Genomic DNA, 13312 nt, shown 5'->3' with positions numbered 1-13312 from the left:
ATTACTTGCGATATGGTTAATCAATAAAAAACAACATGTTGTTATTAAAATTGCGATTGTTGTTTCTTCGTGTTCTGGATTGCGTAAGTTGTTTCGTGTGTAATTTTTCATATTTCGATACAAAAATCGTTGACATGGCTTGTCAGTGTGTATCATTATTTCTCCGTCGCCTCGCCAAACCGGTGCGGTGCCCAAAACGACCACGATATTTCGATTGAAGGAGGAGCTATGGCTGCCAACAAGGAGCGTTTTTCGGACAAGATGGAATTCCCGCCGGAAATCCAGCAACCCAACGTCTATCCGCTGTCCTGGAACAGCAAGACCAAGAAGTTGCAGGAAGTGTGGGAAGCGGCGCGGCGCGAGGACTGGGATCCCGAGAAGTTGCCGTGGGACACGCTGGACCTGGAAAGCTACACCTGGGAAGAGCGCGAATCGATCGCCTACTGGTGGAGCCTGTTGTCGGTGTTCGACGCATCCGCCCCGCCGGTCTTCGCCGAAGCGCTGATCAAGACCTATGAAGTGCATGAGGAAGATCCGGTGCGCAAGTGCTTCTTCTCGGTCACCCGCGACGAGCAGAACCACGAGATCATGTGCGGCCTGGCCATCACCAAGCTACTCGGCCATCCCGATCCGATCACCTACCAGCCGAAGACCGAACTCGGCAAGCGCCTGCAGAAGAACGTGCAGTGGCTGTACTTCAACGGTGCCCGCTACTGGAACGGCTACAAGCAGGCGGTGCCCAAGTACGACCTGGCCGTGCTGTTCTCGTCCTTCCTGATGGGCGAGATCGCCGCCGCCACCATCTTCAAGCAGATGTACGACAACTCCCGCGAGGCCGTCTTCAAGGAAGGTTTCAAGAACATCGGCCGCGACGAAGGTCGTCACATGGCCATCTGCATGGCGGTCATGGAGCGCGATTACCCGGGCCTCAAGGAAGAGACCAAGGCCGTCGTCACCAAGCAGATCCGCGCCGGTTACCTGTTCCTGTCGGCCGTGCTGTTCGAGCCGCCGATGGAGTTCTGGGACCTGCCGGCCGACTTCATCGACAACCAGCGCGAGGCCGAGGAAGTGGCCCGCGGTGCCGGCTTCGGCATCCCCAGCTACGAGGCGAAGAAGGAAAACTGGCGCAACGCGATGATCAACCTCAAGGGCGTCCTCGACCGCTACAACATCCCCTTCCCGTCGATCCCGGAAGTCGGCATCACCGGCCAGGAAGTCAGCGACGTCGACCTGGACGACATCATCCCGGTCTTCTGATGCGCCTCATCCGCCTATCGGTCTGATCGACAGCCGGTGCCCCTGACGGGGCGCCGGCTTTGCCACAACAGAGAACACAGGATAACAAGGGGAAGACAAATGGCTCGTATCATCATGCAGCCGTCCGGAAAATCGGTCGAATGCAATTATGGCGATACCGTTCTGATGGCGCTGGAGAAGGCCGGCTACGCGCTGCCCAACAACTGCCGCGCCGGTGCCTGCGGCGAATGCAAGGTCAAGGTCACGCAGGGTCAGTTCGACCAGGGCATGGTCCTCGACATGGCGCTCTCCCAGGACGAGCGCAAACAGGGCTACGGCCTGATGTGCATGGCCAAGCCGATTTCCGAGGAAATCACCATCGAGTGGGGCACCGAGGATGCCAAACCGAAACTTTTCCCGCCGCGCGAGGATGCGCTCTTCGTCGTCGTCGACAAGCGATCGATCGCCGCGCGTGTGGTTGAACTGAGGCTGCGCCCGGTCGGCCAGCCGATCCGTTACTGGCCCGGCCAGTATGTCACCCTGGGCAATCCGCGGGCCGATGTGCCGGCGCGTGCCTATTCGATTTCCAACGCACCGCGCCCGGATGGCGAACTGGTGCTGCAGATTGCCCGCCAGGAAGGCGGCGTCACCAGCAACTGGGTGCACGAACAGCTCGGTATCGGCGAGAGCGTCAAGGTTTCCGGCGCCTACGGCACCTTCATCGGCGATCCTTCGGTCGATACGCCGGTCCTCTGCCTGGCTGCCGGCACCGGTCTGGCACCCGTGCTGGCACTGGCCGAGGCTGCCTTGCGCCGCGGTTTCCGGCGGCCGGTCACGATGCTGTTTTCGGCGCGCAGCCACGACGACGTCTATGCCGAAGGCCTGATGGCCTGGTGGCGGACCAAGCATCGCAATTTCGACTACAAGGTCACGCTGACCCGCGAGCAGCGCGAGGGCTATCTGAACGGGCGGGTGGACGCGGTCCTGCCGAAGATGTTTACCGATCTGTCCAAGCACACCATTTTCGCCGCCGGCAGTCCGGAGTTCGTCGACGCCTGCGTCCAGGTCGTCAAGCAACTGGGCGCCAAACCCGAGCTGATCCATACCGAAGGCTTCTTCTCGCAGCAACAGCCCGAGGTTCCCGACAGCGATCACCTGTTGCCAAGCTAGTCGCCCGAACGGGACAATGCGCGATAAACACACGGAGGAGACAATATGACAACGACCCGTCAACGGGCAGGGAGCCACCATGCTGGCTGAGTTCCTGCAATTCCTGTTTTCCGGCATCACCGTCGGTGCCACCTATGCGCTGGCGGCGCTTGGCTTCACGCTGATCTACAACGCCAGCCATGTGATCAACTTCGCCCAGGGCGAATTCATCATGCTCGGCGGCATGCTGGCCGTGCTATTTGCCCAGATGGGCCTGCCGCTGCCGGCTGTCCTGCTGCTCGCCGTCCTGGTGCCGGCGGTGGTTGGCGTGCTGGTCGAGAAACTGGCGATCGAACCGGTCAAGGGCGCCGAGACGGTGACCCTGATCATCATCACCATCGGCGCCTCGCTGGTCATCCGCGGTCTGATCCAGGTCTGGCTGGGCAAGAACACCTTTAGCCTGCCGGCTTTCTCGGGTGACGAACCGATTCACGTCCTCGGCGCCACCTTGCTGCCGCAGAGCCTGTGGGTGCTCGGCATCACTGCCCTGGTCGTGGTCGCGCTCTGGTACTTCTTCAACCGCACCTTGCAGGGCAAGGCCATGCTGGCGACCTCGGTCAACCGGCTGGCCGCCGAACTGGTCGGCATCAACACCAGCTGGGTGCTGTTCATGAGCTTCGCCATGTCGGCTGCGCTCGGTGCGCTTGGCGGCATCCTGATCACGCCGATCACCATGACTTCCTACGATGTCGGCATCATGCTCGGCCTCAAGGGCTTCGTCGCCGCCGTCGTCGGCGGCCTGGGCAACGGTCTGGGGGCGGTGGTTGGCGGCCTGCTGGTCGGCATCCTCGAAGCCATGGGCGCCGGGTACATCTCGTCGGCGTACAAGGACGCGATTCCCTTCGTGCTCATCCTGCTGATTCTCTTCTTCATGCCGCGCGGCCTGTTCGGCGGTAAATCGACGGATCGGGTGTAAGCATGAACAAGCGCATTTATTTCGGCCTCTACGGCCTGATCGTGATCTTGCTGGTGCTGCCCTTCGTCGTGCCCAACAATTTCTACCTCGACCTCGCGGTGCGCATGGCGATCAACGCCATCATCGTCATCGGGCTCAACCTGCTGATCGGCTTTGCCGGCCAGATCAGCCTCGGTCACGCCGGCTTCCTCGGCATCGGTGCCTATGCCTCGGCGGTGCTGCCGATGCATTTCGGCTGGCACCCGGTGACCGCCATGCTCACCGGGGCCCTGGCCTCGGCCCTGCTGGCGGCGCTGGTGGCCAAGCCGATCTTCAAGCTGAAGGGGCATTACCTGGCGATGGCGACGCTCGGCCTGGGCATCATCATCAACATCGCGCTGCGCAATGAAGCCCAGTGGACCGGCGGTCCCGACGGCATGCCGGTGCTGCCGATGGCCTTGTTCGGTTTCGAGATCGGCTCCGACCGCCAGTGGTATTGGGTGGTGGCGGCACTGCTGGTGCTGACCGTGTGGGGCTCGCTGAACCTGATCGACTCGCCGTTCGGGCGGGCGCTGCGGGCGCTCCACGGTTCCGAGGTGGCATCGCAGGTGGTCGGCGTCAACGTCGCCCGCTACAAGGTGTCGATCTTTGTCCTGTCGGCCTTCTCGGCCAGCATCATGGGCAGCATCTCGGCGCATTACATCGGTTTCATCAGCCCCAACTTCGCCGACTTCTTCCATTCCATCGAACTGGTCACCATGGTCGTCATCGGCGGCATGGCCTCGGTCTACGGCTCGATCGTCGGCGCCGTGCTGCTGACGGCGCTGCCGCAGGCGCTGGCGACCTTCGAGGGCTGGGAAACGGTCGCCTTCGGCGCCATCCTGATGCTGTGCATGATCTTCATGCCGCGCGGCCTGGTGCCGACGCTGGCGGCACGCTTCAGCAAGGGGGACGACAAATGAGCCTGCTCGAAGTCAAGGATCTGTCGATTCATTTCGGCGGCGTCAAGGCCGTCCAGAATGTCAGCTTCAGCATCGATTCCGGCATCGTCTATTCGGTGATCGGCCCCAACGGTGCCGGCAAGACGACCCTGTTCAACCTGATCACCGGCGTGTATACGCCGACCAGCGGGGAAATCCGTCTCGACGGCGAAATCATCCAGGGTAAGTCGCCGGATGAGCTGGCACGGCGGGGTATGGCGCGGACCTTCCAGAACCTGCAGATCTGCATGAACATGAGCGCCATCGAGAACGTCATGGTCGGCGCCCATCTGCGCCTGGATCGCAACCTGTTCAAGGCGATCCTGCGCCTGCCCGCGCTCAAGCGGCGCGACGAGGCGCTGCGCGAGGAGGCAGCCGGATTGATGGAATTCGTCGGCCTCGGCAAATACGTCGGCGCGCGCCCCGATGCGATGTCCTACGGCGCGCTCAAGCGCCTGGAAATCGCCCGTGCGCTGGCGATGAAGCCGCGTCTGATCTTCCTCGACGAGCCGGCCGCCGGCCTCAACCCCAAGGAAACCCAGGAAGTCGACCATCTGGTGCGCAAGGTTGCCGATTCGGGCATCACCGTCGTTCTTGTCGAACACGACATGAAGATGGTGATGAACCTCTCCGACCGCATCCTGGTGCTCGATTACGGCCGCAAGCTGGCCGAGGGCACCGGCCAGGAGGTGCGCGGCAATCCCGACGTGATCGCCGCCTACCTCGGCACCCACGCCTGACAGGGACGAGACATGAAAACACTGACCATCATCACCGAAGAACACCAGAATCTCTGGCGCATCGCCACTACGCTCGACGCCGTCGCCCTGGAAATGGAAGCCGGCGAACCGGTCGACCCGGCTTTCTTCAGCTCGGTCTTCGACTACATCGAGCACTTCATGGACGCCTGCCATCACGCCAAGGAAGACGATCACCTGTTCCCGGCGCTGCGCTTGCGCAGCCCGGAAGCGGCAGCTGTCCTCGACCGCCTGCAGGCCGAGCACCGCAACGGTCCCGAAGTGCTGCGCTCGTTGCGCGCGCAACTGGCGGCGACCGCGGCCGGGACGCTGGGCAACGCCGAGTTCATCGGCGCCCTGCGCATCTACACGCAGAGCCTGAAGGCGCACATCCGGACCGAGGAAAAGGACGCCATGCCGCTGGCCCGCGAGGTGCTGACCGCCGAGGACTGGGAGAGCATCGACCGGGCTTTTGCCGATAACGACGATCCGCTGTTCGGCGAGCAGGCGCGGGTCGAGTACCGCCAGCTCTACCACCGCATCGCCAGCCTGGCGCCGGAATCGGTGGGCCTCGGCGCGCACAGCGGCGGCGAGCTGGAACCCGGCGGCCACTACGCGGCCGGCGACATCCTGCTCCACGTCAGCGCCCTGGAAAGCTGCTACGGCCGGATCAAGGCCTTGAAGGGCATCGACCTCGAAGTGCGCAAGGGCGAGCTGGTCGCTCTGGTCGGCGCCAACGGCGCCGGCAAGACGACCTTCCTGCGCACCCTGTCGGGCGTGCAGCCGATGAGCGGCGGGCGCATCTTCTTCGACGGCGAGGACATCAGCGGCCTACGTGCCGACCAGCGCGTGCGCCGCGGCATTTGCCAGAGCCCGGAAGGGCGGCAGGTGTTCGGTCCGCTGTCGATCGAGGACAACCTGCGCCTGGGCGCCTACACCCAGCCGAAGGCCGGGGTCGAGGCGGAACTGGAAAAGGTCTTCGCGATGTTCCCGATCCTCAAGGAAAAGCGCCACCTGCCGGCCGGTACGCTGTCCGGCGGCCAGCAGCAGATGCTGGCCATCGGCCGGGCGTTGATGGGGCGGCCGAAGATGCTGCTGCTCGACGAACCGTCGATGGGCCTGGCGCCGCTGCTGGTCGAGGAGGTGTTCAACGTCGTCAAGTCGCTGAAGGCACAGGGCATGACCATCCTGCTCGTCGAGCAGAACGCCTTTGCCGCGCTGGCCATCGCCGACCGCGGCTATGTGCTGGAAACCGGCGCGGTGACGCTGACCGACAGCGGCCAGGCACTGATCGCCAACGAACAGGTGCGCGCCGCTTACCTCGGCATGTAGCGTTCAGGTGGTGGCGCCGAGGCCGGCCCACCGCAGGCGCAGGCGCAGGCCGATCTCGCTTGTGTAGCCGACCGAGACGAAGCGGATCTGGCCGTCCGGCGCCAGTACGACGAAGCCAGGCGTGCCGGGCAGGCGGTAGCTTTTCATGATCGCCCCGGCGGGGTCGGGCAGGGCCGGGAAGCGGTAGCCGTTGGCCGCCATGAAACGCGCGACTGCCGCAGCGTCGCCGCTCTGTGTGGCGACGGTGATCACCGGACGATCAGCGGCGATGTTTTCGACGCTGCCGGCGGTGGTCTTGCAGATCGGGCACCATTCGGCCCAGAAATAGATCAGCAGCGGCTGGCCGGGATGCGCAGCACGCCAGGCGGCGAGGTCGAAAGCCTGGCCATCGGTGTGCACGCCGGCGAACTGCGGTGCCGGGCCGCGCGCCGTGTCGCGCAACTGCCAGGCCTGGAAGGCGAGGAAGGCGGCGACGAAGAGGGCGATTTCCAGCGCCCAGCGGCGCCAGCGCGGTTTTTTCCCGGCGTTTTCCGGCATCAGCGGTGGGCGTTGATCGCGTCGCGCGTTTCGCGCGCGGCAAGACGCGCGGCGCTGGCGTAATCCTCACCTTTACCGGCGTAGAGGATGGCGCGCGAGGAATTGATCATCAGGCCGGTACCCGCCGCAGTGCGGCCGGCCTTGACGGTGGCCTCGATGTCGCCGCCCTGGGCACCGATGCCGGGCACCAGCAGCGGCATCTCGCCGACGATTGCGCGCACGCGGGCGATTTCGGCGGGGAAGGTGGCGCCTACCACCAGGCCGATCTGGCCGGTCGTGTTCCATTGTTCGGCGGCCAGGCGGGCGACGCGTTCGTACAGCTTTTCGCCGCCGACATCGAGGAACTGCAGGTCGGAACCGCCGGCGTTCGAGGTCCGGCAGAGCAGGATCACGCCCTTGTCCGGGAAGGCCAGGTAGGGCTCGACCGAATCGCGGCCCATGTAGGGATTGACCGTGACGGCATCGGCCTTGAAACGCTCGAAGGCCTCGACTGCGTACTGCTCGGCGGTCGAACCGATGTCGCCGCGCTTGGCGTCGAGGATCACCGGGATGCCGGGATGCCGCTCGTGGATGTGGGCGATCAGCGCTTCCAGCTGGTCTTCGGCGCGGCGGGCGGCGAAGTAGGCGATCTGCGGCTTGAACGAACAGACGAGGTCGGCCGTGGCGTCGACGATGGTCTTGCAGAATTCGAAGATGGCGTCATCGCGACCCTTCAGGTGTGCCGGGAACTTGGCCGGATCGGGATCGAGGCCGACGCAGAGCTGCGAGTCGTTCTTTTGCCAGGCGGCGGCGAGTTGTTCGGTAAAGGTCATGTTTCGTCCTTTGGCAGATAGCGGGAAAACTTGTCTGGCAGCAGGCAGGTCTGCAGGCTGCGCTGGGTGAACAGGAAGCGGCCGTCGCAGACGAAGCCGAGTTGCTGCCAGTCGACTTCGTGGTTGAGCATCATCGTGCACTCGATCAGGTCGCGGCGACGCATCCGGCGGTTTTTCGGGAACAGTGCCAGCACCGAGCCGTCGAAATTCGGGCAGTCGTGCAGGAAGAACGGCGTCGGCTTGCGTGTGCGGCCGTTGACGTAGATGCGCGGATCGTCGTTGATCGGGAAATGGCGGCCCCAGTGCCACCAGTTGCTATCGTCGAACTTGCGCACGCGGCGGGCGAGCAGGCGTTGCTTGTGCGGCAGCAGGGCGGGGTGTTCGATGCCGTAGATCATGCGCCGCGTCTCGCCGGTGTCGGCGGTCTTCGAGCAGACGAAATCGAGGTTTCCCTCGGCGTGCCGGAATACCGGGTCGGCACCGGAAACGCCGCCGACGCGCACGTCGAACAGGTCGGACAGGCGCACGCCGTGGTTTTCGCGCAGGAACATCAACTGGCCGTCCACTTCGGTGAAGGTCCGGCCGTCGTCCATGCGCCGGTCGAAACGGCCCTTCTCGAAGCGGAAAATGCAGCAGTTCGGCGTCGCCCCGGCGAAGACGCGGACATCGCCGGTCTCGAAGAAATGCGTGATGCTGCCCTGGGCGAACAGCCAGGCGTTGAGCTTTCGGGCCGAGGTCAGCTTGATGAATTCGCGCGGCACGATGAAGACCAGTTCGCCGCCCGGCTCGAGGTGGCGGATGCACTTCTCGATGAAGAACAGGAACAGGTTGCTGCGCTTGTCGAACAGCGGCGATTTCAGTTTCTTGCGGGTACGTGCGGCGATGTCCTGGTAGCGGACATAGGGCGGATTGCCGACGATGGTGGCGAAGCGCTCGCTTTCCGGCAGCGCGAAGAAATCCATGACGCGGGCACCGGCCGGGGCCACGCGGCGGTCGATCTCGACCCCGGTGAGCTCGGCGCCGCGCGCCTGCAGCGCATGGTAGAACGCACCGTCGCCGGCCGACGGTTCGAGCACTCGCCCACGGTTGCGGCACAGGCCGAGCATGAACTCCACCACGCTGGGCGGGGTGAAGACCTGGCCGAGGCGTTCGACGTCGAGCGGCATCAGGCGATGGGCTTTCCCTGACGGAGGCGTTCGTGTCGTGCGCGGGTTTCTGTGGTCTGGCCGAGCCAGGTAAATTCCCGTGCGGCCTCGACCCATTCCAGGCGCTGCAGGGGCGTCAGCCGGGCGAAGGCGGCGAGTTGCTCATCGCTGACGAAGTAACGGTAACCGCCTTGGGGGGAGTCCTGCCGTTCAGCCACGCGTACGCTCCAAGTGCTCGATGTCACTTTCGTCCTGCGCTCGCCCTGTTCCCTTTTTTAGCGCGATCATGTCGTCGATGCTGGCCAGGGTCACTGGCGTGCCGTCCAGATCGCGAACGACCGCACGTTGCATCGCCAGGCCAATATCGATGCAAGGAGCGATCAGGATGTCGACCATGGTTGGAATGCGGGCCTGGGGGTTTTGCAGGCCGAAGGCGATCATCCGCTTGTGTTCGTGCCAGAGTCTGCGTTGCTCAGGTTTTTTCAGGTCGTTGAGCGGTACGGGGGCGCTGGGCGTGAGATTGAGTTCGCCGGCACAGGCGATGAAACGATCCAGGTTGTCTTCGTCCATTGCCAGCACGAGATCGACATCCATCGTCATGCGGGGGACGCCGTGCAGGTTCATTGCCAAACCACCAACCAGCAGATAACGAACCTGGTGTTTCTCCAGCGCACGGAAAAGGTCAAGGTAGATCATTGCTTTGCGCCTTCGGCGCCGGCCTGTTCGCGCGCCTTCTTTTCCCAGTAGCGCTCGTTCTTGCTCTCGTCGACGAAGCGGTAGCGGCCGGCGAGTTCGCAGCCCTTCATGCCGGGGTTGCACGGCAGATTGTTGATCTTCGTGCAGCGGTCAGCGACCTCGTGCGGACAACCCCAGCTTCCCGCCATCTCAGCTACCCTTGCCCCACGAGTCCTTGAGCGTGACGGCGCGGTTGAAGACCGGCGTGCCCGGTTGCGAGTCGATGCGGTCGGCGACGAAGTAGCCGTGCCGTTCGAACTGGAAGCGCTGTTCGGGCTGGACATCCTTGAGCGAGGGTTCGAGCATGGCGGTGATGACCTTGCGCGAATCCGGGTTGAGGTCGTCGAGGAAGTTGCGTTCGAGGTCGGGGGCGTCGCCTTCGCGTCGGCTGCCCGGTGCCGGCACCGAGAACAGGCGGTCGTAGAGGCGGATTTCGGCCGGGCAGGCATGTGCCGCCGAAATCCAGTGCAGGTTGCCCTTGACCTTGATGCTGTCGGCACCGGGGGTGCCCGACTTGGTCTCGGGCAGGTAGGTGCAATGCACGGCGATCACCTTGCCGTTCTCGTCCTTGTCGCAGCCGGTGCATTCGACGATGTAGCCGTACTTGAGGCGCGCCTTGTTGCCCGGGAAGAGGCGGCGGAAGCCCTTTTCCGGGACCTCCTGGAAGTCCTCGCCCTCGATCCACAACTCGCGGCCGAAGGGCATGGTGCGCTGGCCGAGTTCCGGCTTGAGCGGATGGTTGGGGGCGTGGCAGTCCTCGAACTGGCCCTCGGGATAGTTGTCGATGATCAGCTTGAGCGGGTCGAGCACGGCAACGCGGCGTTCGTCGGCCTCGTTCATGACTTCGCGCATGGCGTCCTCGAAAACGACGTAGTCGATCAGCGAGTCGTGCTTGGAGACGCCGATGCGTTCGGCGAAGAGGCGGAAGCCCTCGGGCGAATAGCCGCGGCGGCGGGCGCCGACCAGGGTCGGCATGCGCGGGTCGTCCCAGCCGTCGACGTGTTTTTCCTCGACCAGCTGGATCAGCTTGCGCTTGGACAGGACGACGTAGGTCAGATTCAGGCGCGAGAATTCGATCTGTTGCGGCAGTGGCCGTTGCAGCAGGCCGCCTTCGGCCAGGCGTTCGAGCAGCCAGTCGTAGAACGGGCGCTGGTCCTCGAACTCGAGCGTGCAGATCGAGTGGGTGATGCACTCGAGCGCGTCCTCGATCGGGTGCGCGAAGGTGTACATCGGATAGACGCACCACTTGTCGCCGGTGTTGTGATGGGTGGCGTGGCGGATGCGGTAGATGGCCGGATCGCGCAGGTTGATGTTGGCCGAGGCCATGTCGATCCTGGCGCGCAGGATGTGGGCGCCGTCGGCGAATTCGCCGGCCTGCATGCGCTTGAACAGGTCCATGTTGTCGGCGACCGAGCGGTTGCGGAACGGCGAATCCTTGCCGGCCTGGGTCAGCGTGCCGCGGTTGGCGCGCATTTCCTCGGCCGACTGGCTGTCGACATAGGCGTGGCCGGCGGAGATCAGGTATTCGGCGAACTGGACCATCCAGTCGAAGTAGTTCGACGCGTAGTAGAGGTTGTCCTCGGCGTCGTCAGCCCACGAGCAGCCCAGCCATTTGACGGCGTCGAGGATGGAATCGACGTATTCCTGCTCTTCCTTCTCCGGGTTGGTGTCGTCGAAGCGCATGTGGCAGCGGCCGCCGAATTCGCGGGCGAGGCCGAAGTTGAGCAGGATCGACTTGGCGTGACCGAAGTGCAGGTAGCCGTTCGGTTCGGGCGGGAAACGGGTGCGGATCTTCGCCGCGTCGAGCGGTGCCGCTGCATGGTCGGCGGCGAGACCGGGGCCGCCGGCCCAACGGCGCTGGGCGTGCTTGCCGGCAGCGAGGTCGGCCTCGACGATGTTCTTGATGAAATTGGCGGCGGCGACTGGCGCAGAGGTTTCTTTTGACATGAGGTGCTGTTCGGGGGCGATGTGTTGAGCCACAAAGCCCCGATTTTACCAGCCGCCGGCCCCGGATCAGGCGTGTACGATGCCGAAAATCATGAAGTAGATCATCGCTGCCATCAGCGCCGATGCCGGCACGGTGATGATCCAGGCAGCAGCGATCTTGAATGCAGCCGAGCGCTTGACCAGTTCGTGGCGATAGACCTTGCGCATCTGCTTGCGCTCGTACTTCGACAGGTCGGCCTGGGCCGTGCGGGCCTTCAACTGGTCGAGCATTTCCTGCTTTTCCTTGATGCTGGCCTTGGCAAAACGGTTGAGGAAGGTTTCGACAACTTCCTTGTCGGTGCCGAGATGGTGCTCCTTGATCTCGTCGATCATCTGCGAGTAGTTGCTCTTGATGAATTCGCGCAGGAAACCGACCCCGAAAACGCCACCCAGCGCGATATGCGTCGAGCTGACCGGCAGGCCCATCTGCGAAGCGATGATGACGGTCAGGGCGGCCGACATGGCGATACAGAAAGCGCGCATCTGGTCGAGTTCGGTGATCTCGCTGCCGACGGTGCGGATCAGCTTGGGGCCGTACAGTGCCAGACCGACGGCCAGGCCGATGGCGCCGACCAGCATGATCCACAGCGGAATGCCGGCCTTGCCGTGAACCTCGCCATGGGCGACGGTATCGGCAATCGCGGCCAGGGGGCCGATGGCGTTGGCAACGTCGTTGGCGCCGTGGGCAAAGCTGAGCAAGGCGGCAGCGAAGATCAGGGGCATGGTGAACAGCGAGTTGATACTGGCCTTGCTGTTGCTCAGGCTGGCAGCTTTACCCTTGATCGAGACGCCCATCAGGAACCAGGTCAGCAGTCCGATGCCGGCGCCAATGGCGCTTGCCGTCCAGAAGTCGACTTTCCATATCTTGTTCAGGCCCTTGAGGATCAGGTAGGTGCTGAAGGCAAATGCCATCAGGCCGATCAGGACAGGCACGGTTTTCTTTGCCGCTTCGACCATGTCCGGCTTGTAGGTGATCGAGCGCTTGATCCAGTACAGGAATCCCGCGGCAACGGCGCCGCCGAGCACCGGCGAAATGACCCAGCTGGCGGCAATGCTGCCCATCGTGCCCCAGTTGGCGGCTTCCATGCCGCCGGCGGCAACACCGGCGCCGAGCACGGCGCCGACGATGGAATGGGTGGTCGATACCGGGGCGCCGACGGCGGTGGCGAAGTTCAGCCACAGGGCGCCGGCCAGCAGGGCGGCGGTCATCATCCAGATGAAGCGGTTGCTGTCGGAGATTGCTGCCGGATTGATGATTCCACCACGGATGGTCGATACCACGTCACCGCCGGCGATCAGCGCGCCCATGACTTCAAAGATGGCGGCGATGATGATGGCGCCGGTCATCGTGATGGCGCGTGAACCCACCGCCGGACCGACGTTGTTGGCGACGTCGTTGGCGCCGATGTTCATTGCCATGTAGCCGCCGATCATCGCGGCTACCACCAGCATGATGCCCTGGGTGCCGGTGACGCCGACGCCAAGCGCGGTGTAGATCATGATGCAGACGACGAAGAGCAGACCGATGCCAAGACGGGAAAACTCACGCCGGCCACGTTTGGTGGCTTTCTCGATATCGTTGAAGTCCTTCAGTTCCATGCATTTCTCCCTGGCCCGCGATGCGGGCGTAACCATGAGGTCATGGCATCGTTTCTGGGTGCGACGATGCTCGGTGTTTCAAAAAGGCGCTATTGTGACAGCTTTGTTT

General features: G+C 63.7%; 14 protein-coding genes. 6 read left to right on the top strand and 8 right to left on the bottom strand.

Going from position 1 to position 13312, the window contains the following annotated elements; genetic code table 11:
• The first annotated feature begins 228 nt into the window (after positions 1–228).
• From AADV58_RS15425 to AADV58_RS15400, 6 genes are all read left to right on the top strand, one after another.
• Complete coding sequence (locus tag AADV58_RS15425) at positions 229–1257, top strand: hypothetical protein (RefSeq protein ID WP_341743627.1); 1029 nt, start codon at positions 229–231, stop codon at positions 1255–1257.
• A 99-nt stretch (positions 1258–1356) separates the two neighbouring features.
• On the top strand, positions 1357–2406 hold the full coding sequence (locus AADV58_RS15420; protein ID WP_298398518.1) for a 2Fe-2S iron-sulfur cluster-binding protein: 1050 nt from the start codon (positions 1357–1359) through the stop codon (positions 2404–2406).
• A 79-nt stretch (positions 2407–2485) separates the two neighbouring features.
• Positions 2486–3361 (top strand): branched-chain amino acid ABC transporter permease, encoded by an 876-nt coding sequence (locus AADV58_RS15415; protein ID WP_298398520.1) that lies wholly within the window; start codon positions 2486–2488, stop codon positions 3359–3361.
• Between the two features lie 2 nt (positions 3362–3363).
• Positions 3364–4302: a branched-chain amino acid ABC transporter permease gene (locus tag AADV58_RS15410; RefSeq protein WP_341743626.1), complete on the top strand. Its 939-nt coding sequence runs from the start codon at positions 3364–3366 to the stop codon at positions 4300–4302.
• Positions 4299–5060 carry an ABC transporter ATP-binding protein gene (locus tag AADV58_RS15405; RefSeq protein ID WP_341743625.1) on the top strand — a complete coding sequence of 254 codons (762 nt, stop codon included), beginning with the start codon at positions 4299–4301 and terminating at the stop codon, positions 5058–5060. The genes AADV58_RS15410 and AADV58_RS15405 overlap by 4 nt, the downstream gene beginning before the upstream one ends.
• A 12-nt stretch (positions 5061–5072) precedes the next feature.
• The gene (locus AADV58_RS15400; RefSeq protein WP_341743624.1) at positions 5073–6389 is read left to right on the top strand and encodes an ATP-binding cassette domain-containing protein; all 1317 of its coding nucleotides are present in this window, start codon (positions 5073–5075) and stop codon (positions 6387–6389) included.
• A 3-nt stretch (positions 6390–6392) separates the two neighbouring features.
• On the opposite strand, the gene AADV58_RS15395 is transcribed toward AADV58_RS15400, so the two are convergent.
• The 8 genes from AADV58_RS15395 to AADV58_RS15360 form a co-directional block, all read right to left on the bottom strand.
• Positions 6393–6926 (bottom strand): protein disulfide oxidoreductase, encoded by a 534-nt coding sequence (locus AADV58_RS15395; protein ID WP_028994392.1) that lies wholly within the window; start codon positions 6924–6926, stop codon positions 6393–6395.
• On the bottom strand, positions 6926–7738 hold the full coding sequence (gene pyrF / locus AADV58_RS15390) for an orotidine-5'-phosphate decarboxylase (protein WP_028994393.1): 813 nt from the start codon (positions 7736–7738) through the stop codon (positions 6926–6928). Before pyrF ends, AADV58_RS15395 begins: the two co-directional genes overlap by 1 nt.
• The gene (locus AADV58_RS15385; RefSeq protein ID WP_028994394.1) at positions 7735–8904 is read right to left on the bottom strand and encodes an Eco57I restriction-modification methylase domain-containing protein; all 1170 of its coding nucleotides are present in this window, start codon (positions 8902–8904) and stop codon (positions 7735–7737) included. The genes pyrF and AADV58_RS15385 overlap by 4 nt, the downstream gene beginning before the upstream one ends.
• The gene (locus AADV58_RS15380; protein ID WP_028994395.1) at positions 8904–9101 is read right to left on the bottom strand and encodes a hypothetical protein; all 198 of its coding nucleotides are present in this window, start codon (positions 9099–9101) and stop codon (positions 8904–8906) included. The genes AADV58_RS15385 and AADV58_RS15380 overlap by 1 nt, the downstream gene beginning before the upstream one ends.
• Positions 9094–9579, bottom strand: coding sequence for a nucleotidyl transferase AbiEii/AbiGii toxin family protein (locus AADV58_RS15375; protein ID WP_341743623.1), 486 nt, complete (start codon positions 9577–9579; stop codon positions 9094–9096). Before AADV58_RS15375 ends, AADV58_RS15380 begins: the two co-directional genes overlap by 8 nt.
• Positions 9576–9767 (bottom strand): hypothetical protein, encoded by a 192-nt coding sequence (locus AADV58_RS15370; protein ID WP_341743622.1) that lies wholly within the window; start codon positions 9765–9767, stop codon positions 9576–9578. Before AADV58_RS15370 ends, AADV58_RS15375 begins: the two co-directional genes overlap by 4 nt.
• Position 9768: 1 nt before the next feature.
• Positions 9769–11565 (bottom strand): glutamine--tRNA ligase/YqeY domain fusion protein, encoded by a 1797-nt coding sequence (locus AADV58_RS15365; protein WP_341743621.1) that lies wholly within the window; start codon positions 11563–11565, stop codon positions 9769–9771.
• A gap of 66 nt (positions 11566–11631) precedes the next feature.
• Complete coding sequence (locus AADV58_RS15360) at positions 11632–13203, bottom strand: inorganic phosphate transporter (protein ID WP_341743620.1); 1572 nt, start codon at positions 13201–13203, stop codon at positions 11632–11634.
• Between the last annotated feature and the right edge of the window lie 109 nt (positions 13204–13312).

This window comes from Azonexus hydrophilus (genome assembly GCF_038368255.1).
GTDB lineage: Bacteria > Pseudomonadota > Gammaproteobacteria > Burkholderiales > Rhodocyclaceae > Azonexus > Azonexus hydrophilus.
Note: the sequence above shows the minus strand (reverse complement) of the source record. Positions and strands in the feature narration are given on the sequence as shown.